Origin of the sequence: Bradyrhizobium oligotrophicum S58 (assembly GCF_000344805.1) — a bacterium.
Classification (GTDB): domain Bacteria; phylum Pseudomonadota; class Alphaproteobacteria; order Rhizobiales; family Xanthobacteraceae; genus Bradyrhizobium; species Bradyrhizobium oligotrophicum.
The window spans coordinates 8,244,279-8,264,165 of the sequence record NC_020453.1; the positions used below are offsets into that span (position 1 = coordinate 8,244,279).

The window sequence follows — 19,887 nt, forward strand, 5'->3', positions numbered from 1 at the left end:
CTTTACGTAGCGGGGAAGCCAGCGACCTGCTGCGTCAGTGCATCGCGCACCTGCGCGACGACGTCGCGATAGTCGCGGCGCTCGTCCTGGCGGAACAGCCGCACGCTCGGATACCAGGGGCTATCGTCGCGCCCGAGCAGCCAACGGTAGTCCGGCGTGTAGGGCAGCATGATCCAGGTCGGCTTGCCCGAGGCGCCGGCGAGATGCGCCACGCTGGTGTCGACGGTGATGACGAGGTCGAGATTGTCGATCAGCGCGGCGGTGTCGACGAAGTCACGGATCTCGGCGGTGAGGTCGAGAATGTCGCCGCGCGTGGCGAGCAGCGCCCTGTCCGCGGGACGCGCATCCTTCTGCAGACTGATGAACCGCACGTCGACATCGAGCAGCGGTGCCAGCGTCGCCAGCGGCATCGAACGATTGTGGTCGTTGAGATGCACAGGGTTGCCGGACCACACCAGGCCGACCCGCAGCCTGTCATGTGGGCCGAGCCGCTGCTCCCACAGGGAACGGCGCTCGGCCGGCGGGCGCGGCAGATAGCACGGCGAGGCCGGGATGGTCTCGAGGCGGGTGGCGAAGGCGAGCGGCAGGCTCGACATCGGGCAGTGATAGTCGATGGCGGGCGCGGAATCGATGCCGCGGGCGAGGCACTGCGCCACGCCATCCAGGCCCGACAGCAGCGGCTGCAGCGGAGCGTCGACCTCGAGCACGACGCGCGCACCCTGCGCGGCCACCATGGGCGCGTAGCGCGAGAACTGGATCGTGTCGCCCAGCCCCTCGTCGCTGTGGAGCAGGATGGTCTTGCCCGCGAGCGGCGCGTCCGCCAGCCATCGCGGCACGTCGAAGCTGCGCTCGGCGAAGCCGACGGCGCGACACTGGCGACCCCATTCGCGCGCAGCCCAGCCGCGCGCGAAATCTCCGGTCAGGAGCCGAAACAGCGCCGCGTTCCAATGCGCATCGGCCAGATCCGGCTTCACCGCGACGGCGCGATCGAAGCTGGCGAACGCCTCGGCGAAGCGATGCATCTCCGCCAGCGAGGTGCCGCGGTGATTGTAGAAATCCGCGGTCTGCGGCCGGATCGCAATCGCCTTATCGAACACGGCGACGGCCTCGTCATGGCGGCCGAGATTCTGCAGGATGCAGCCATAGCCATTCGCGAAATCGGCGTTGTCTGGCGCAAGCAGGTGTGCACGTTGGCCGAACGCACGAGCCTCCTCGTAGCGCCGAAGGCGTCGCAGAGCGAGGCCTTTCAGGTACAACACGCCCGCCTGATCCGGCATCAGGGCCAGCGACTGCGCGAACCGCGCGATGGCCTGCTCGTAGTGCGCGGCATCGAAATGCAGTGCGCCGGCCTTGTTGACCGCCTCGATATGGTCGGGCCTCAGCGTCGCGACCTGATCGAATGCCAGCGCCGCCTCGGTGGTGCGGCCCTGCGCTTCGAGCACCTCGCCGAGACGCATCCACGTCGCGGCCCGATCCGGCGCCAGTTGAAGCAGGCGATCACAGGCCAGCGCCGCCTCGGCATGACGGCCGGCCTGCTGCAAAAGCTCGCCCAGGGCATCCCAGCTGTCGACTGCATCCGGCTGCAGCTGCAGCGCGCGATCATAGGCCTTGATCGCTTCGTCGCGACGGCCGGCCTGGCGCAGCGCCTGCGCGAGTCCCACGAATGAAAGAGCGACGGACGTATTCTGCCTGATGGCGCGGGCGAACCATTCGATCGCATCGTCGAAGCGTTTGAGCGCGAGACAGACCTGCCCCATCGCATGCAGCGCGTCGATCGAGGCCGCGTCCAGGGTCAGGGCACGCCGGCAGGCGTCCTCGGCTTGCGCAAGCTGGCCGGCGCGCAGCAGCCGCAAGGCCGCCGCACATAGCACATCGGATGTGTCGCCATGCGTCGGCGATCCGGACTTGACCGGAGATTTGCCGGCGGGCCGGCGCGGCTTGTGCTTCATCGGCGGGTCTCTGCGCTCGTATTGCAAGCGGTAGATGATTCCCCGATGCGCGGAAAGATTGCGCCGCCACCTCGCTTCCGAGATCAGACGCTCTGTGCCGGTGCCAGCGGCACGGCGTCGAGACCGCCGAAACGGCGCTCGCGGCCGCGGAACGAGGCCAGCGCCTGGGCGAGATCATCGGCGTCGAAATCGGGCCACATGCGCTGCGTGAAATGCAGCTCGGCATAGGCACCTTCCCACAGCAGGAAATCAGACAGCCGCTGCTCGCCGGAGGTCCGGATGATCAGGTCGACGTCGCGCAGGCCCGCTTCGCCGGTCACGAGATCGGAGAAGGCGTCGCGCGTCAGGCCCTCGATGCCGCGGGCTTTCGCTGCCGCATCGAGGATGGCGTCGCGGGCCGAGTAGTCGACCGCGATGCGCAGATGCAGGGTGCGGCCGCTGCGGGTCGCGGCTTCGGCCCGGCCGATCGCGTCGGCGATGCCGCCGGGCAGACGATCGCGGCGGCCGATCACGGTGAGACGGACGCCATTTCGCGCCAGCGATTCCACCTCGCTGGCGAGATAGACCCGCAGCAGCGCCATCAGACCGGTGACCTCGGCGCGGGGACGCCGCCAATTGTCGCTGGAGAAAGCATAGAGTGTGAGCGTCCCGACGCCCTGATCCGGCGCGGCCTCGACGACGCGGCGGATCGCCTCGACGCCGGCTTCGTGCCCGCGCAGCCGCGACATGCCTTTGCGTGTCGCCCAGCGGCCGTTGCCATCCATGATGATGCCGACATGCAGGCCGTCCACCAGAGCAGGCGATTTAGGTTGCAGACTACTTTGCATTGCAAAGCTCCAGGTCAAAAAAATCCGATGAGAAGGTCAGGCGCGTCCGGGGATGAGGCCCGCCGATGATGGCGTCGGCTCCCTGCCGGCCGCCGCCGCGGCATCGCGAACCAGGCGTTCGAGCACCGCGAGATAGTCGAGGAACCGGCGCCGTCCGGCCTTGGTCAGCCGGCAGGTGGTGTGGGGACGATTGCCCTCATAACCCTTGGTGACCTCGACCAGGCCGGCCTCCTGCAGCACCTGCAGGTGGCGTGACAGATTGCCGTCGGTCAGCCCGCAGAGTTGCTTGAGGTCGGCGAAGGCAAGGCCCTTCGGATGCGCCATCAGCGAGGTCAGCAGGCCAAGCCGCGCCTTCTCGTGGATGACGCGATCGAGGCCCTCATAGGAGAACGGCGCGCTGCCGTCAGTCTTCGACATCGGAGTCTCCGGTCGCAAAATACAGAATGCCCGCCATCAGACCCTGGCCGATCACGAACGGCAGGCCCATGGTCCAGGGCGACAACGTGTGACTGGCACTTCCCAGCAGCAGCACCGCGAAACCCGCCAGGAAGTAGAACGCGCCGGCCAACGCCACCGTGCGCGGCAGCGAGCGCACCGAGGCGAACACCCCGAGCGACGTCAGGATCTGCCACAGCCCCGGCAGCATCCACAGCGCTTCCGGCGCGAACTTCCACAAGAGCACCGCGAGCAGCACGCCGGCGATCCCGGCTGGCAGGAACTGCTCCACCGCCTGGTGAATCATCGCGTCGGCGAGGCCGGAATGATGGCGGCGCGACCGCGCCCGCATCTCGATCCAGATCATCGTCAACGAGACGCAGGCCGCCGCGGCCCATCCAAGCAGGAACGCCAGCGGCTCGGCGGTCGGATCACGCAGCACGACCTGCTGGATCAACGCGGTGGCGAGGGCGACCGCCGCAGTCGCAGCCATCGTCGCCGGCCCATAGCCGCGAAACGCGGTGCCTGCCGCGAGCTGGCTGCGGATCGCGATGATGTCCGCCAGCGCCTTGTCGAGGTCGCGCATGTCTCACCTGGGCCGGAGCCCATCCGGTACGATTAACTTTGCGATACAAAGTATACACGTCCGCAAAGTCGATGCAAGCCCGCGGATCGCGGCGCGCGCTGCCCGCATGCTGCCGTGGCCGAGGGTGGCCCGGAAAGCTCAGTAGTAGTTGTAGCGGTGCACGCGGCGCGGCGGCGGCATGTCGACATAGACGGTCGGTCCGCGACGCGCCGGATCGAACGCCACGCGTGGGTTGATGCCACAACCGGCGCTGCGTCCCGAGGCGCTGGCGCGGCATTGCTCGAAGGTGTGATAGGAGCAGTCGCCGGGATAGCCAACGCCTCGACCCTGCACACACCAGGGATAATCGTAGCCGCCGGCCGCTGCCGGCGTAGCACCGCCGCCGCTGACGAGTGCCATGCCGACGAGGCCGGCCGCCATCATCAAAACCTTGCGCATGATCTGTTCCTCCTCAGGCGAGCAGGTTGCAACACATCGGCATGGTTAAAAAACGACAAACCGGCGGAGCGGGTGACCAACCGAGGCGGTGACGTGTCGTCCCTGCGGCACGTCACCTTGTTTCCAGATCTCGTTTCCGGCCGATGGCCGCGCCGCGTCAATCCAGCTTCAGGCCGGCGAAATCGACGACCTTCTTCCACTTCTCCGTCTCGGCGGCGACCTGCGCGCCGAACTGCTCCGGCGATTGGATCAACGGCTCACCGCCGAGATCGGCCAGCCGCTTCTTGATATCAGGCTCTGCAAGGATGGCGTTCACCTGCTTGTTCAGCTTCTCGATGATCTCCTTCGGCGTGGTCTTGGGTGCACCGATGCCGAACAATGCGCTCGCCTCGTAGCCCGGCACGGTTTCGCCGATCGCCTGTACGTCGGGCAGTTGCGGCGAGCGTTCCTGGGTGGTGACGCCGAGGGCACGCAGCGAGCCCGAACGGATGTGCTGAATGATGGAGGGCATGTTGTCGAAGATGACCTGGACCTGGCCGCCGAGCATGTCGGTGATGGCCGGCGCGGCGCCGCGATACGGCACATGCTGCATCTTGGTCCCGGTCATGGCCATGAACATCTCCCCCGACAGATGCACCGAGGTGCCGTTGCCGGACGAGGCCATGTTCACCTTGCCGGGGTTTTCCTTCAGATAGGCGATGAACTCGGCGACGTCTTTGGCCTTGATGTCGCTGTTGACCGTCATCACGTTCGGCACGCGGTTGAACGAGGCGACCGGCGCGATGTCGCGCACGAAATTGAACTTCAGGTTGGTGTAGAGGCTGGCATTGATGTAGTTCGCCGGATTGACCAGCAGCACGGTGTAGCCGTCCGCCGCCGCGTTCACGACCGACTCGGTGCCGATATTGTTACCGGCGCCCGGCTTGTTCTCGACCACGAATTGCTGGCCGAGCGTCTCGGACAGCCGCTGCCCGATCAACCGCGCCAGGATGTCGGTTGCGCCGCCCGGAGGATAGCCCACCACGAAACGGACCGGGCGGGCGGGATAGTCCGCCGCAGACGCGCTGCGAACGGCGGCGATGGACGGGACGGCGGAGGCGATCAGGCCAAGCGCAGTACGGCGTGAAATCATGCGTTTCCTCGGATATATCGTTGAGCGTTCGTTAACGACGCGCCGACGCGGATCGTAACAGAATGCCGCCATTGCGGCGAGATCGATGTCTCAATCGGGAGGGAAGAGTTCATGCCGGTCAAGGTCGATGCGCTCGATCATCTGGTCATCAACGTCGCCGACGTAGATCGCACCGTGGCTTGGTACCAGCAGGTGCTGGGCATGAAGGCCCAGAGTTTCGATCCCGGGCCCGGCAAGACCAGGCGCACGTCTCTGCAGTTCGGGAACCAGAAGATCAACGTGCGACCGAAGGACGCGGACAAGGTCGACTGGTTCACGGCCGACCATGTGATGGCGGGCAGCGACGACCTCTGCTTCCTGACCACCAGCACGCCGGACGCGGTCGTGACGCATCTGAACGCACTCGGCATCGCCATCGAGGAAGGGCCGGTCGCCAAGCAGGGCGCCCGCGGCACCCTGCGCTCGGTCTATTGTCGCGACCCCGATGGGAGCCTGATCGAGATCTCGTCGTACCAGGACTGAACCGCAGCACGGCGTTACTTCACCGCGGTCTCGCCGCTCTGCGCCATCTTGGCGACGATCTCGCTGCGCGACCAGCCGGTCACCGCGGCGAGGTCGGTCGCCTCCTTGGCGAAGCGCGTGGCCAGGCTCTCCTGATAGGACTTGGCCGCGTCGCATTTGGCCTCGCCGCGCCAGGGATGATGCTGCACGTAGCGGCCCTGGAAATTACTGCGGTCCTTGGTCTCGATGAAGACGATGTCCTCGGGGAACGTCTTGGCGTCGTAGCGGACGTGCAGCCGGGTCGCGAAGGCGTCGGAGCCGCTGCCACGCCGGCCGGTTCTGAACGCCACGTCGTCGTCGCTGCCGATCCAGCGTGCCCCGAGCTCGACCAGCTCCTTGTTGCTCATCGGATCGGCGGCACAGGGGTCGCACCAGGCCATGTCCCAGGCATATTCGACGAACACCGCCTGCATGTTCTCACGCGCGACGGCGCGCTCGAACAGCGCCTTGTAGAACGGACCGAACTCGTTCTTGACGTAGAGCGGAATGTCGATGCCGGAGGGGATCTTCACGGTACGATAGTTGGCGGCCTCAATGCGACCGGACTTGGTGAGCGCGTAGATGATCAGGTCCTGCGCGCCCTTGGCGTTGACCGTGCCGAGCCGCAGCGGCACCATGAACTTGGCGCTCTGGTAGCGCACCTGCAGCGGCCGAAGCTGGCCGTTGCCAATGCTCTTCATCCGCTCGACATTGACCTTGGCGACGAAAAACCGCATTCCCTGCTTGATGTAGCTGCCGAGCACGGCATCCGCCCCTTGCGGGATGCGATAGTCGTTGTCGGTCAGCCAGCGGGTCAATCCGTCGCTCTCCTGCGCCGACAGGATCAACACGTCGTATTCGGCGACGTCGTAGCTGGCTTCAATGGTGACACCATAATCCTGCCGGAACCGATATTGCATTGCGCCCGCCATCATCGGCGCGGCGGGCATGCTCCGTGCGGCCACGACGACCGGCGCGCACGGATCTGCATCGTGATACTCGACCAGCCGCGGCGCGGTGTACTTGTCGAGATGCTCGATCGTCTTCGGCTCGACCACGCCGATCTGCTTGCGCTCGATGAAGGTCGGCACGGGAACGACGACGGCGAATTCCTTGACGTCACCCTCGAAGTCGCTGGCCATCGTGATCGCGGTCTGCTGACCGTCACGCGCCAGCACGACCTTCGAGGACTGATTGAACAGCTTGGCGTCCGCCTGCGCGACGTAGAAGCCGCAGAACGCATTTGCCGGAGCGCTGGCCATGTTGGCGAGGATCGCAACGGCCGCAACGCCGCTCCGGAAAACATTGCTGAGGCGCAGGGTCATGTCGATACTCCTTGGGGATTGGGAGAACGCCAGGAAAAGCGGGCCGCCGGGATCAGCCGGTCGAGGACGAGCGTGAGCGGCGACAGCGCGATCAGCGCGACATAGAGCGCAGGCCGCATCTGCAGAAAGAACGCGAGATAGTGCGCGGTGACGGCCACCGTCACCGCGAACAGCAGCCGGCCGAGATGCGAGTCCGGCGTCGTCCGCGGATCGGAGATCATGAAGAAGGTGAAGATGAGCAGCGAACCGCTCTGCAACTGATGCAGCGGGATTGCGAGGGGATCACCAAGCCAGGCGGCGCGCAGCAGCAGCAATGCAGCGTGGCTGGCGAAAAAATACACCGCGATATCAGCGCGCCGGGACGCACTGAGCACGAGGATCGCGAACAGGCCGGCCAGACTGCCGAGCCAGATTTCCGTTCCCCATTGGCCGGGCGAGATCCACACGCCCTTCGAGGTGAACAGCAACACCACGATCGCGAGCCCTGCCGGGTTGAATACATGCTTGCCGTCGAGCCGCAGCACGAATTTCGAACCGATCGCGATCACGGCGGCGGCCGCATGCAGCCATAGCGCATCGGCCCGGAGCAGCAGGCTGAGCGACAGCCCGGTGATCAGCGGTGACTTGAGATCGAGCGGCACGCCGGAGATGCGGCAGCAGACGATCTGCGTCAGCAAGGCGCCGGCGATCGCGATCACGCTGGCTTCCGGGCGCGCGCCGAAATCGATGATGGCGAAATTGATCGCCAGCAGCGTGGCCAATGCCGCGAGCTGGAAATAGCGGGCATCAGGCAGCCGCCGTCCTGACAGGGCCGTCATGCAAACCTCCGGGCGCGTTTCGCCGCGCCATTGGTCGCGCCCGAAAAGAAACCGGTTCAATCCCGTTTAGTCGCGGCGACCGGGAATGGCACAACGGCCGACACAAACGAAAATGAAGCGGCCGGCACGGGCCGCGGACAAGAACGACGATGGGAGCCGAAATGAACGGAACGACGATCGCGCCCGGCACGGTGACGCCTTTCGACGGCATGGACGTGCCCTGGCTCCTGAAGCTGCGCAGCGAGACCCGCCGCGATCATCCGTTCCTGATCTGGGCGCCATTCGATGCACCGGCGCGTCGGTGGACCTATGGCGAATTCCACGACCGGGTCGGCGCGCTCGCCGCCGGCCTCGTCAGGCGCGGCATCAGACCGGGCGATGCGGTGCTGATCCATCTCGACAATTGCATCGAGGCGATGCTGGCCTGGTTCGCCTGCGTCGAGCTCGGCGCGCTCGCGGTCACGACCAACACGCGCTCGGCCGCCACTGAAATGAGCTACTTCGCCGGGCACTGCCGCGCGGTCGCCGCCATCACGCAGCCGGCCTATGCCGAGATGATCTCGGCGCATTGTAGGGACATCCGCTGGATGGCCGTGATCTCGCACGATCCCGGCCAGCCGGAGAGCGCCGCGGTCGGACAAGGCGATCGTTTCGAATCCCTGTTTGCTGACAGCGCCGACCGGCCACGCCGCGCGCCCGATCCGCTGGCGCCGTGCAGCGTTCAATATACCTCAGGCACGACGTCGCGGCCCAAGGCCGTGCTGTGGACGCACGCCAATGCGCTGTGGGGCGCCAAGGTCAATGCCGTTCACGAGGACCTGCATCAGGGCGACGTGCACCAGACCTATCTGCCGCTGTTCCACACCAATGCGCTGGCCTACTCCATGCTGGCGAGCCTGTGGGTCGGCGCGACCTGCGTGATCCAGCCGCGCTTCTCAGCGAGCCGGTTCTGGAGCGTGGCGCGGGAGCATGGCTGCACCTGGACCTCGACGATTCCGTTCTGCATGAAGGCGCTGCTCGACCAGGAGGTGCCGACGGACCACAAGTTCCGGCTATGGGGCACGGCGGTTTCGGAGCCACCTCCGTTCGCGAAGTTCGGCATCAAGATCATCGGCTGGTGGGGCATGACTGAGACCATCACCCACGGCATCGTCGGCGAGATCGACCAGCCGAACACGCCGATGTCGATCGGCCGCGCCGCGCCGGAATACACCGTCCGCATCACCGATGATGACGGCCGGCCGACCGAGGTCGGCGAGACCGGCAACTTGGCCATCAGGGGCGTGCCCGGCCTGTCACTGTTTGCCGAATATCTCTACAACGCGGAGGCGACGCGGACGAGCTTCGACGCCGACGGCTTCTTCCTCACGGGAGATCGCGTCACGCGGCTGGCGAACGGCTTCATCAAGTTCGGCGACCGCGCCAAGGACATGCTCAAAGTGGGTGGCGAGAACGTCGCGGCATCCGAGATCGAGCAGGTCATCATCACGGTGCCCGGCGTGCGCGAGACCGCCGTGGTCGCCATGAAGCACCCGATGCTCGACGAGGTGCCGGTCGCGTTCGTGATCCCGCAGGCCGGCATCGCATGCGAGGACTTGCCCGAGCGAGTGCTGGCCGTCTGCCGCGCCGGCCTCGCCGACTTCAAGGTGCCGCGCGAGGTGAGGTTGGTCGACGCGATGCCGCGCTCGACCCTGGAGAAGGTCGCGAAGGCCGAGCTGCGCAGGCTGCTGGACTGAGCGGCCTCGGCCTCAGGACATCTCGACGCGGATCGGCAGCTTCTTCGGTCCGTTGACGAAGGTCGCCTGCGTCATCTTGACGGGACCGACAGGCGCCAGCGACGACAGGCGCTGCAGCAGCTCCTCGAACAGGATCCGCATCTCGAGCCTCGCGAGGTGCTGGCCGAGACACAGATGTGCGCCGTAGCCGAAGGCGACGTGCCGATTGGGCTTGCGGTCGCAGCGGAAGGCGTCGGGTTCATCGAACACGGCCTCGTCGCGATTGCCCGACGCGTAGCACAGCATCAGCCAGTCACCCCTGGCGATATGGCGGCCGCCGAGCTCGGTATCGGCGGTGGCGCTGCGCATGAAATGCTTGACCGGCGTCATCCAGCGGATCGCCTCGTCGACGAGCCCCGGGATCAGCCCGGGCTCGGCCTTGACGCGTGCGAATTGTTCGGGGTCTTCCGCCAGCGCCCAGATCGCGCCGGCGGTCGATGACGACGTCGTGTCGTGGCCCGCGGTCGCCACGATCATGTAGTAGCTGGTGCGGTCATGCAGCGGCATATCCTCGCCATTGATTTTGGCATTGGCGATGACGGTGGCGAGATCTTCGCGTGGATTGGCCTTGCGGTCCTCGGTGATGCGCTGGAAGTAGGCGGCGAAATCGGCGACCACGGCCTGCAGCATCGCCGCGAACAGCTCGGCCGAGAGCGCCTCGCGCACCCGCGCCGTGTCCGGATCCTGCGGACCGAACAGCTCCTGCGTCAGCTTGAGCATGCGCGGCTCGTCTTCCTCCGGCACGCCCAGGATCTCCATGATCACGTGCAGGGGATAGCCGAGCGCGACATCCTCGACGAAGTCGCAGACGCCGCCATTGGCCGCGGCCTTGGCCGCCATGCGGTCGACGGTCGCACGTGCGATCTCGCGGATGCGCGGCTCGAACCTGGCGATGTTGGCCGGCATGAACCAGCCCTGCGTCAGCGCACGATACTTCGGATGGTCCGGCGCATCCATCTGCACCAGCGAGCGCACGAGATTGGGCTGCCCGGTGATCTTATGGACGCGCTCCAGCACCGCCTTGTTGGTCAGCGTGGTCGCGCGATCGGCATTGTGGAACAGATCGTTCTGGCGGCTGATGCTGAGAATGTCGGCGTGCCGGGTCACCACCCAGAACGGATCGAAGGCCTCGAGCCGCACACGGCCGAGCGGATTGTTGGCGCGCAGCCAACGGTAGGCGTCATGGATGCGGTGGTCGGCGTAGCAGGCCGCGTCGACCAGCGCGGTCGCCACGTGCGCGGGAATGGTCTCCTCGGCCTGTGCGGCTGCGCCCATGCTGCTCCTCCCGCCTTTGATGGATTTGCGGGTAGGATAGTGCGCCGCTGCCGACAGGCACTTGCGTCCAGCGGCTACCGCCGGCCGATGGGCACGGTCTCAGGTCGATCGTCTCAATGCGACCCCATGGCGACCGGGCGGAACGCCTGCAGCAGCTGCTGGTCGAGCTTCGGGCCCATGTTCTCCATGATCTGGAACGCCCGCGAATGCGTGAAGGCGGGGCGATAGGCACGATTCTCGATCAGCGCGGCATAGATGTCGACGATCGTGGTGAGGCGCACGATGTCGCTGATCTGCTCGCTGTGCAGGGCGTCCGGATAGCCGGAGCCGTCGAGGAATTCGTGATGATGCAGGATCACGTCCAGCATCTCCGGCGGGAAGCCGCCCTGCCGCCACAGCGCCTCGTAGCCGCGGCGCGGATGCTGGCGCAGGATCGCGATCTCCTCGGCCGTCAGCTTGCCCTGCTTGTCGAGAATCGCCACCGGAATGAAGGCCTTGCCGACATCGTGCAGCAAGGACGCGCGGATCAGCCGGCGCTGATCGTCGTCGCGCATCCCGAGATGGATCGAGAAGCCGACCGCGAAGCCGGTGACATACAGGCAATGACGATAAGTGTCGTTGTGGTGGCAGCCGACGACGGTCAGCCATTCGCGCAGCGACGAGTGCTTGATCGCCTTGAGGATCTTGTTCTCGGCCGCGACGATGTCCGCCATCGTCAGCGAGATGCCCTCCGGCAGCTTCTCGAACATCTTGACCATGACGGCCTGCGCCGCCTCGACCCCCCGGTTCAACAGCTTGCCGCGGTCGGTCTCGTCGTAGCCGTCATCGGCAGGCAACGCCGAGCGGATGCGCTGCAGCACGTCGGCAGCCCTGAACGGCCGCGCGATCGTATCGGTCGCGCCCAGCGCCCATGCCTGCATGGTGGCGTGATGCAGCGCCTCGGCGAGCACGAACAGCCGCGGCACATCGCTATAGGCGCGCGAGGCGAGCTTCTTGCGCACGCGCTGCACGCTCTCGGGCGAACGCAGGTTGATATCGACGATGACGCCGGAAAAGCGGCTACCGGGATTCTCCGGGATTTCGGTGGTCGGCATCAGGTCGACATCGCCGACCGAGCGCAGGATGCGCGCCAGCTCGCTGCTCTGGTCACCGCGATCAGATGCGAGCAGGAGATGGCGCCTGGTCGCGGTCTGGGTCACGGTCTGCTTGGCTGTCGCGCTCATACGTGCTCGCCCCCTGCGGTTTGCTGCTCATGCAAGTTACCGGGATACGGGTTCGTCGCGGCTTAAGCCGATCATTCAAGCTGTATCGTTTCGGGTGAGCGAAGCGTTAACAGGATCGCTCGAATTGTCCGGGGCCGATGCCGGTCCGCGGCCCAAACGAAAACCGCCGGAAAGGACCTCCGGCGGTTTCCAGTTACTGCAATCGCGGTTGCGACGATCTAGGCCTGCATCGCCGCCTTTACCGCGGCGGCGGTGATCGGCAGCGAGCGCAGCCGCGCGCCGCAGGCGTTGTAGATGGCGTTGCCGAGCGCCGGCGCGACCACGGTCACCGCGGGCTCGCCGACGCCGGTCGCCTTCTCGCCATTGGCGATCACGGCGATCGCGACCTCCGGCACCTGGCTCATCCGCAGCGGCCGGTAGCTGTCGAAGTTGGTCTGCTCGATGCCGCCATCCTTCAACGTCGCCTTCTCGTACATCGCGAGCGACAGCCCCCACAGCGCCGCGCCCTCGACCTGGGCGCGGATGTTGTCGGGATGCACCTGGGTGCCGACATCGGTCGCCACCGTGAGCTTCTTCACCGTGACCTCGCCGGTCTCAGCAACCGCGACATGGGCGACGCACGCCGTCCAGCTCGCGGTCGCCCGCTCCTGCGACGACACGCAGGACACGCCCATGCCCTCGCCCTTCGGCAGCTTCTTGGCGCCGTAGCCCGACAGGCCCATCGCCGCCAGCAGCGTATTGCGCAGCCGCTGCGCGCCGCCGTCGTTCTTGCCCTTGCCGTCGAGCAGCGCGATGCGGAACTGCGCCGGGTCCTGTCCCGACGCAGCTGCGATCTCGTCGATCATGCTCTCGACCGCCCAGAACGTCCAACCCGGCGCCACCGAGCGCAGCTGCCCCGACGGCGTCGCATTGTGCGCGAGCTCGTTCTTGATCGCGCGCACATGGTGGTTGGGCACGGTGTAGAAGAAGTCGGCGCCGTTGACCGTGAACGAGTCGAGCGGGCCCTTCTTGTCGACCGAGGGCGACAGGAAGTCCGGGATGCCCCAGCGCGCCGTCGGCCACGCCGAGACGACGTCGTGGCTCAAGGCAATGAGCTTGCCGTTGCTGTCGAGCCCCGCCTTGACTTTCTGGTAGGTGAGCGGCCGCGAGTAGTCCATCGTCATGTCGTTCTCGCGGGAATAGATCACCTTGACCGGCTTGCCCACGGCCTTGGCCGCCTGCACCGCCGGGATCATCATGTCGGCATCGAGCCTGCGGCCGAAGCCGCCGCCGAGCCAAGCCTGGTGCATCACGACGAATTTCGGATCGATCCCGGCGGCACCCGCCGCGATCGCACCTGATCGCGTCGCGAACTGATTGCCGGAATAGATGTGCAGGATGTCGCCCTTGAACTCGGCGGTGGCGTTCATCGGCTCCAGCGGCGCGTGGATGTTGATGCTGGTGGTGTACTCCGCCTCCAGCACCTTGGCCGCGCCGGCCAGCGCCGCGGCGGGATCGCCATCCTTGACGAAGAACTGCCCGGCATCGTCCTGCGCCTGCAGCCGCATCGCCTCGGTGATGATGGTGTCGGTGCTGACATTGGCGTACGGGCCCTTGTCGTAGCTGATCTTGAGCGCATCCGCCGCCTTCCTGGCGTTGGCGTAGGTGTTGGCGACCGCGACCACCCAGCCCGAGGTCGAACCGGTCTTGTCGTCGAGCGTCACCGCCTTGATGAAGCCCGGCACCTTCTTGGCCTCGGAGTCGTCGACCGCCGTGACGGTTGCGCCGAAGCGCACCGGCGGCGTCACCACCTTGCCGTAGACCATGCCCGGCAGCATCGTATCGATGCCGTATTTGGCCGTGCCGTTGGTCTTCGACGGGATGTCGAGCTGCGGCACCGAGACGCCGATCATGGTGTACTGATCCGGCGTCTTCAGCGTGATCGCCTTCAGCTCGTCCGGCGTGAAGCTCTTGGTGATCTTGCCGCTCTTGACGATCTCGGCATAGGTCATCTGCTTCTTCGACTTCGGATGCATCACGACGCTGTCGCGCACCACGAGCTCCTTCGCCGGCACGCCCATCGCCGTGGCCGCCGCCTCGGTGAGCGCGATGCGCCCGGCTGCGCCGGCCCGGCTCATGGCGTCGAAGTTCATCATCGTGCTCCAGCTGCCGCCGGTGATCTGGGCGCCGAGCACGGGATCGTTGAACTTCGGATCGTTGGAGGCTAGCTGGACACGCATGTCCTTCCAGGCCGCGCCGAGCTCCTCGCACAAGATCTGCGCCATCGTCGATGCGATGTGCTGGCCCATGTCGGCCTTGCCGCAGGTCACGGTCACGAGCCCATCGGGCGCGATCGCGTACCAGACGCTGGGCTCGAAGTTGGCTGGAGCGGCAGCCGCGAAGGCGCTGTCGGGCAGCCCGGCATAGCCGAGCACGAGGCCGGTGGCGGCGGTGCCGACCAGGAACGAGCGGCGGCTGAGATCGGTCGCGACCGATGAATTGGTTTTGACGTGCTGGTTCATGTCGCTCTCCGGTCGCTCGAGTTGGACGCGGTGCGCATCTCGGACGCGGCGCGCTGGATCGCCTTCTGGATCCGCGAATAGGTCATGCAGCGGCAGAGATTGCCGTCCATGTGCGCTGTGATCTCCTCCTTGGTCGGGCTCGTCGTCTTCGCAAGCAGCGAGGCCGCCTGCATGATCTGGCCGGACTGGCAGTAGCCGCATTGCGGCACCTGCTCGGCGATCCACGCCTTCTGCAGGGGATGATCGCCCTTCTGCGACAGCCCCTCGATGGTGGTGATCTTCTTGTTCGCGACGTCGCCGACCTGGGTCTGGCACGAGCGCACGGCCTCGCCGTTGACATGCACGGTACAGGCGCCGCACAGCCCGGCGCCGCAGCCGAACTTGGTGCCGGTCATCTGCAACTGCTCGCGGATGACCCATAGCAGCGGCGTGTCGTTCGCCGCGTCGACGGACATGGTCCGCCCATTGATGGTGAGATTGGGCATCTGGTTTCTTCCCCGCCCGGCGTACGACTTCGCTTACGGCGAAGTTCGGTTGTTAGGACGCCGGCACCCACCGGATCGATGCCAGCCGCGACAAGAATGATCGCGCCGGCGCAGCGATGCAACGGAATTTGGAACGACGCTTTGCGAAATGAATCGGCAATTCGCGTTGTGCGCCGCGGCAGCACTGGGATCGCAGCGCGGCGCAGGCTAAGAACGGCTGCGGTCGATACCGCTGCGAAAGGAGACGTCGGATCATGCGAACATTTGCGCCCGGACCGCTGCGACGTGCCGCTGCCCTGCTCTCACCTGCCCTGGTGCTCGCAGACGTGCTGATCGCAGGCCGCGCCGAAGCGGAACAGGCATGGCCGCCGTCACCCGGCCGCGCGCCTTTCACAGCGACGTTATCCAACGTGACGCCGCTTGCCTTCGGCATGGATGTCGGTGAGACATCGCGCGTGCTGCGGCAGCCGTTGGTCTATCTGAACGGCCGGCCCGGCAACGAGACCTATCTCGCCTTGCGCGATCTTGGCGGCAGCGGATTGGTCCCGCACCACCATCGCCTGTTCCTCAAATTCCGCAAGGGACGGCTGACCGGCTGGAAAGAGGACTACGGTACCAACTGGATGTGGCGCTGACGCGCGCATCGCGATGTGTGAAGGACAGAACGTGGGACAGGACATCAAGCTGACTGCATCGGACGGCTTCCAGCTCGGCGCCTACCGCGCCGATCCGAGCGCGCCGCCCAAGGGCCGGGCCAAGGATCAGGCCAAGGACCAGGCAAAGGGCGCGATCGTCGTGATCCAGGAGATTTTCGGCGTCAACCATCACATCCGCAACGTCTGCGACCGTCTCGCGGCCGAGGGCTATGTCGCCGTGGCGCCCGCGATCTTCGACCGTATCGAACCCGACTTCACCTCCGGCTACTCGCCCGACGAAATCGCCGTGGCGCGGAAATTCGTCGCCAATCCGGATTGGCCGGCGATGCTGCGCGACACCCAGGCGGCAATCGATGCGGTCAAGGATGCGGGACCAGTCGGCATCATCGGCTTCTGTCTCGGCGGCAGCGTTGCCTATGCGGCCGCCACCAAGCTCACCGGCTTGAAAGCCGCCGTGGGCTATTATGGCGGTGCCATCGTCCGCTTCGCCGACGACAAGCCGACGGTTCCGACACAACTGCATTTCGGCGAAAAGGACGCGGGCATTCCCCTGACCGATGTCGAGACGATCAAGGCCAAGCGGCCTGACGTCGAGATCTTGATCTATCCCGGCGCCCAGCACGGCTTCGGCTGCGACGAGCGCGCGAGCTACGACCAGCCGAGCGCGGATCTTGCGTGGACGCGCAGCCTGGCGTTCTTCGCGCAGCACCTGCGCTGAAGTCCCAACCATCGTCATTGCGAGGAGCGAAGCGACGAAGCAATCCAGGGTGTCACGCGCGACTCTGGATTGCTTCGCGGAGCCTGTCATCGGGCCGCGCATGAGCGCGGACCCGTTGGCTCGCAATGACGGCGGAGAGAGATCCCGCATCACCGAGCATGCGCAGGCGCGAACCCAGACCGACATAGCCGGACGATCAGAACCAGCGCTCACCCACCTGGATGGTATCGCCGGGCTTCAGCGAGGTGCCGAGCGGGACCTCGTAGCGAGCCGCGCCCGAGGGATCGGTGTGGGTCAGGGTGACGATGTCGCGCCGGGCGCGCGGCGAGAAGCCGCCGGCAATCGCGATCGCGCTCTCGACCGTCATGTTCGGCACATAGGGATATTGGCCGGGCGCCTGCACCTCGCCGAGAATGAAGAACGGGCGATAGGCCTCGATCTCGACCGCCACCGACGGCTCGCGGATATAGCCGTTGCGCAGCTTAGCGGTGATCTCGGCAGCCAGTCCTGCGGTGGTGCGACCACGCGCCGGGACACTGCCGATCAGCGGCATCGTGATCGATCCGGAGGCATCGATCGCATAGGTGTTGGTGAGGCCCTCCTGGCCGTAGACGACGACGCGCAGCTTGTCGCCAGCATCGAGATGATAGACCGAGTCATGGCGCGCCGACACGTAGCCGGCGGGAACGACATAGGCGCCCGCGCGCGGGGCGGCAGCGAACGATTCGCGTAACGCGGGGATCGCCCCGCCCTGCCCGGTGGCGGCAACCGGGCGGGTGGAAGGCGTTCCATAGGCCATTGTGTCGAGATCGCTCTGCGGCTGGACGGCAGCGACCGGGGAGATCGTCTGCATGCAGCCCGGCAACAGGATCGCGGACAGGACGGCAATGACCGGAAGAAACAACGCGCGCACTCGAACAATCCTTGAATGAGGATGTGTCCTAGTCATGCGCGGTTAAGGTTAACAATTCGTTGGCGCGTGCACTTCGCGCAGCGCGCAAGCGCGCCGCGGTGAAGCTGCTCGAAAAAAGTCCCCCGCCCACGGCGTGGGAGAGGGATCCAAGGTTCAGCGCAATCGGGCGCGCGCAAGCTGGCTTATGCGCTGACGCCGACGCCGACGCCGACCGGACATGCGACGCCGGTGCCGCCCAGGCCGCAATAGCCGGCCGGATTCTTGGCCAGGTACTGCTGGTGATAATCCTCGGCGAAATAGAACGGCCCCGCCGGCGCAATCTCCGTCGTGATCGTTCCAAGCCCCTTGGCGTGAAGCGCGGACTCGTAGGCCGCCTTCGACGTTTCGGCGGCCTCGCGCTGCGCGTCGCTGAACGTATAGATCGCGGAGCGATATTGCGTCCCGACGTCGTTGCCCTGGCGCATGCCCTGGGTGGGATCGTGGCTCTCCCAGAACGTCTTCAGCAGGCGCTCATAGGAGATGACCTTGGGATCGAACGCGACCAGCACGACCTCGGTGTGCGCCGTCAGCCCCGAGCACACCTCTTCGTAGCTCGGGTTCGGCGTATGACCGCCGGCGTAGCCGACGGCCGTGACGTGGATGCCGTCGCCGAGCTGCCAGAACTTGCGCTCCGCACCCCAGAAGCAGCCGAGCCCGAACACGGCCTGTTCGATGCCGGCCGGATAGGGCGGCAGCAGCTGGCGGCCGTTGACGAAATGGGTGCTCGCGGTCGGGATCGGCTGGGCGCGGCCGGGCAGCGCGTCGGCGGCCGTCGGCATGGCAGCGGGCTTGCGCATGAAGAACATGGGATGTGTCTCCGGGCATGGCATCGCCCGCGGGAGAGAGTCCTGCGGGGCGATGACCTTCAATCTGGGATTATATAGGTCTCTACGCCGCAAGCCCCAGCGATGTTACGCCGCTGTCGCGCGCTCAGTCGCGCCCATAGCCGATCAGCGGCCGGCGCGGCCGGAACAACAGCATCAGCAGGATTCCGAGCACACCCAGCACGGCGAACACCGGCTGGTCCAGGAAGGCCTTGACGATCCAGTCCCACAGGAACGGCGCCTTGGCCTCGACCCACGCCTTGAAGGCAGCCTGGCTCGCTTGGTGGACGTCGTTCCAGAGCTGGCCGAACCGGGTGAACTGCAGGGTCTGGTCGGCGACCCAGCGCGCGCCGTCATAGACGAGGAAAATGAAGCTTCCGGCCAGCAGCAACAGCCCCACCAGGCGGAAAAAACCGCGGATCATGCTTCACCTGTCCTGTCTCGCACGCCCTCACGGGCAGCAAGGCCATAGCGGGGGCTCCTCGGAAATTCAACCTCCTCAGGGGTTTAGAAGCGGCTTTTGGCGGGTTCCGACGGCCGGAGCGGCTTCCGAGACCGTTGACGCTCGAAAGACGTGGCCCTATAAGGTCGCCATTGGCGGTGGGCGCAATCCCGCCGCCGCTGTTCTTTGAGCAGCGCCGATCCACCGAGCCCACACGCTCCGGTCATGGCATTCTCAGAGAGGCGTCCGAACAACCCGTCGCGTCGGTCGGGCTCGCATCGAGCGGGCCGCGCGCGTACCCGCAGATTGCGGCGAACGCTCGCCGCCGAAGGATATTGAGAGCATGGCCAACACGACTTCCGCGAAGAAAGCGACGCGCAAGATTGCCCGCCGTACCATCGTCAACAAGTCGCGCCGCACCCAGATGCGCGGTGCGGTTCGCTCCGTCGAGGACGCGATCAAGAAGGGCGATCGCGACGCCGCGCTGAAGGCGATGGCCAATGCCGAGCCGCAACTGATGCGCGCCGCGCAGCGCAACATCATTCACAAGAACAACGCGAGCCGCAAAGTGTCGCGCCTCACGCATCAGATCGCCAAGCTCGCGAAATAAATCGGTGGAACGACTACGGTCGAACGACTTGCAAACTAATCAAGATGCAAACAGCCCGGCTCGCGCCGGGCTTTTCTTTTGCGCGTTCGGTCTTTTGCGCATTTGTCCGCCAGACCTTCGCGCTCTTTCAATCTCATGGCGACATCACGGCTTCGTTGCGATCTGCGCGCGCATGGAACAGACGCGATGTCGCGCGCGCCTGACACGTTCCGTACTCCTACGTGCTGTTCCGTAATTTTACGCGGTGACAATTTTGTCTCACTCGAAACATCAGCGAATCTCCGCGTCTTGCTTGCGTGTCGATGTCAAGAGCGCATGATTACGTCGTTCACTTCGCGCACTGCACACGGCGGGAGTTACCCGCTTGAAGTAATCG

20 protein-coding genes are annotated in these 19,887 nt (G+C 65.9%); 5 read left to right on the forward strand and 15 right to left on the reverse strand.

What is annotated here, in order from left to right; genetic code table 11:
• Positions 1 to 2: 2 nt before the first annotated feature.
• From S58_RS35605 to S58_RS35630, 6 genes are all read right to left on the reverse strand, one after another.
• Complete coding sequence (locus S58_RS35605; RefSeq protein WP_015670301.1) at positions 3 to 1,949, reverse strand: tetratricopeptide repeat protein; 1,947 nt, start codon at positions 1,947 to 1,949, stop codon at positions 3 to 5.
• A gap of 83 nt (positions 1,950 to 2,032) precedes the next feature.
• Positions 2,033 to 2,776, reverse strand: coding sequence for a di-trans,poly-cis-decaprenylcistransferase (locus S58_RS35610; protein WP_015670302.1), 744 nt, complete (start codon positions 2,774 to 2,776; stop codon positions 2,033 to 2,035).
• Between the two features lie 36 nt (positions 2,777 to 2,812).
• On the reverse strand, positions 2,813 to 3,193 hold the full coding sequence (locus S58_RS35615; RefSeq protein ID WP_015670303.1) for a winged helix-turn-helix domain-containing protein: 381 nt from the start codon (positions 3,191 to 3,193) through the stop codon (positions 2,813 to 2,815).
• A complete protein-coding gene (locus tag S58_RS35620) occupies positions 3,180 to 3,797 on the reverse strand; it encodes a hypothetical protein (RefSeq protein ID WP_015670304.1) in 618 nt (205 codons plus the stop codon). Before S58_RS35620 ends, S58_RS35615 begins: the two co-directional genes overlap by 14 nt.
• Before the next feature lie 138 nt (positions 3,798 to 3,935).
• On the reverse strand, positions 3,936 to 4,235 hold the full coding sequence (locus S58_RS35625; protein ID WP_015670305.1) for a DUF3551 domain-containing protein: 300 nt from the start codon (positions 4,233 to 4,235) through the stop codon (positions 3,936 to 3,938).
• A gap of 157 nt (positions 4,236 to 4,392) precedes the next feature.
• On the reverse strand, positions 4,393 to 5,367 hold the full coding sequence (locus tag S58_RS35630; protein WP_015670306.1) for a Bug family tripartite tricarboxylate transporter substrate binding protein: 975 nt from the start codon (positions 5,365 to 5,367) through the stop codon (positions 4,393 to 4,395).
• 111 nt (positions 5,368 to 5,478) lie between these two features.
• Here S58_RS35630 and S58_RS35635 point away from each other — a divergent pair, with 111 nt between their 5' ends.
• Positions 5,479 to 5,889, forward strand: a complete 411-nt coding sequence (locus S58_RS35635; protein WP_015670307.1) for a VOC family protein — start codon at positions 5,479 to 5,481, stop codon at positions 5,887 to 5,889.
• A gap of 14 nt (positions 5,890 to 5,903) precedes the next feature.
• On the opposite strand, the gene S58_RS35640 is transcribed toward S58_RS35635, so the two are convergent.
• Together S58_RS35640 and S58_RS35645 are read right to left on the reverse strand one after the other, a co-directional pair.
• Entirely contained in the window at positions 5,904 to 7,232 is a 1,329-nt protein-coding gene (locus tag S58_RS35640) for a DUF2330 domain-containing protein (protein ID WP_015670308.1), read from the reverse strand.
• Positions 7,229 to 8,050 carry an RnfABCDGE type electron transport complex subunit D gene (locus tag S58_RS35645; protein WP_015670309.1) on the reverse strand — a complete coding sequence of 274 codons (822 nt, stop codon included), beginning with the start codon at positions 8,048 to 8,050 and terminating at the stop codon, positions 7,229 to 7,231. Before S58_RS35645 ends, S58_RS35640 begins: the two co-directional genes overlap by 4 nt.
• A 161-nt stretch (positions 8,051 to 8,211) precedes the next feature.
• Here S58_RS35645 and S58_RS35650 point away from each other — a divergent pair, with 161 nt between their 5' ends.
• Positions 8,212 to 9,786 carry an AMP-binding protein gene (locus S58_RS35650; RefSeq protein ID WP_042340459.1) on the forward strand — a complete coding sequence of 525 codons (1,575 nt, stop codon included), beginning with the start codon at positions 8,212 to 8,214 and terminating at the stop codon, positions 9,784 to 9,786.
• Positions 9,787 to 9,798: 12 nt separating this feature from the next.
• On the opposite strand, the gene S58_RS35655 is transcribed toward S58_RS35650, so the two are convergent.
• The 4 genes from S58_RS35655 to S58_RS35670 form a co-directional block, all read right to left on the reverse strand.
• The gene (locus S58_RS35655; RefSeq protein ID WP_015670311.1) at positions 9,799 to 11,100 is read right to left on the reverse strand and encodes a cytochrome P450; all 1,302 of its coding nucleotides are present in this window, start codon (positions 11,098 to 11,100) and stop codon (positions 9,799 to 9,801) included.
• Positions 11,101 to 11,213: 113 nt separating this feature from the next.
• A complete protein-coding gene (locus S58_RS35660) occupies positions 11,214 to 12,323 on the reverse strand; it encodes an HD-GYP domain-containing protein (RefSeq protein ID WP_015670312.1) in 1,110 nt (369 codons plus the stop codon).
• 218 nt (positions 12,324 to 12,541) lie between these two features.
• A complete protein-coding gene (locus S58_RS35665) occupies positions 12,542 to 14,824 on the reverse strand; it encodes a xanthine dehydrogenase family protein molybdopterin-binding subunit (RefSeq protein WP_015670313.1) in 2,283 nt (760 codons plus the stop codon).
• A complete protein-coding gene (locus S58_RS35670) occupies positions 14,821 to 15,309 on the reverse strand; it encodes a (2Fe-2S)-binding protein (protein ID WP_015670314.1) in 489 nt (162 codons plus the stop codon). The genes S58_RS35665 and S58_RS35670 overlap by 4 nt, the downstream gene beginning before the upstream one ends.
• A gap of 254 nt (positions 15,310 to 15,563) precedes the next feature.
• On the opposite strand from S58_RS35670, the gene S58_RS35675 reads away from it, so the two are divergent.
• Positions 15,564 to 15,944, forward strand: coding sequence for a hypothetical protein (locus tag S58_RS35675; protein WP_015670315.1), 381 nt, complete (start codon positions 15,564 to 15,566; stop codon positions 15,942 to 15,944).
• 31 nt (positions 15,945 to 15,975) lie between these two features.
• A complete protein-coding gene (locus S58_RS35680) occupies positions 15,976 to 16,683 on the forward strand; it encodes a dienelactone hydrolase family protein (protein WP_042341134.1) in 708 nt (235 codons plus the stop codon).
• 196 nt (positions 16,684 to 16,879) lie between these two features.
• Here the strand turns inward: S58_RS35680 and S58_RS35685 are convergent, their stop codons facing one another.
• The 3 genes from S58_RS35685 to S58_RS35695 all read right to left on the reverse strand — a co-directional run bounded on the left by S58_RS35685 (position 16,880) and on the right by S58_RS35695 (position 18,883).
• Positions 16,880 to 17,596 (reverse strand): polysaccharide biosynthesis/export family protein, encoded by a 717-nt coding sequence (locus S58_RS35685; RefSeq protein WP_015670317.1) that lies wholly within the window; start codon positions 17,594 to 17,596, stop codon positions 16,880 to 16,882.
• 182 nt (positions 17,597 to 17,778) lie between these two features.
• Positions 17,779 to 18,441: a peptide-methionine (S)-S-oxide reductase MsrA gene (gene msrA / locus S58_RS35690; protein WP_015670318.1), complete on the reverse strand. Its 663-nt coding sequence runs from the start codon at positions 18,439 to 18,441 to the stop codon at positions 17,779 to 17,781.
• A 124-nt stretch (positions 18,442 to 18,565) separates the two neighbouring features.
• Positions 18,566 to 18,883, reverse strand: coding sequence for a hypothetical protein (locus tag S58_RS35695; protein WP_015670319.1), 318 nt, complete (start codon positions 18,881 to 18,883; stop codon positions 18,566 to 18,568).
• Positions 18,884 to 19,244: 361 nt separating this feature from the next.
• Here S58_RS35695 and rpsT point away from each other — a divergent pair, with 361 nt between their 5' ends.
• Positions 19,245 to 19,511 (forward strand): 30S ribosomal protein S20, encoded by a 267-nt coding sequence (gene rpsT, locus S58_RS35700; protein WP_015670320.1) that lies wholly within the window; start codon positions 19,245 to 19,247, stop codon positions 19,509 to 19,511.
• The last annotated feature ends 376 nt before the right edge of the window (positions 19,512 to 19,887 follow it).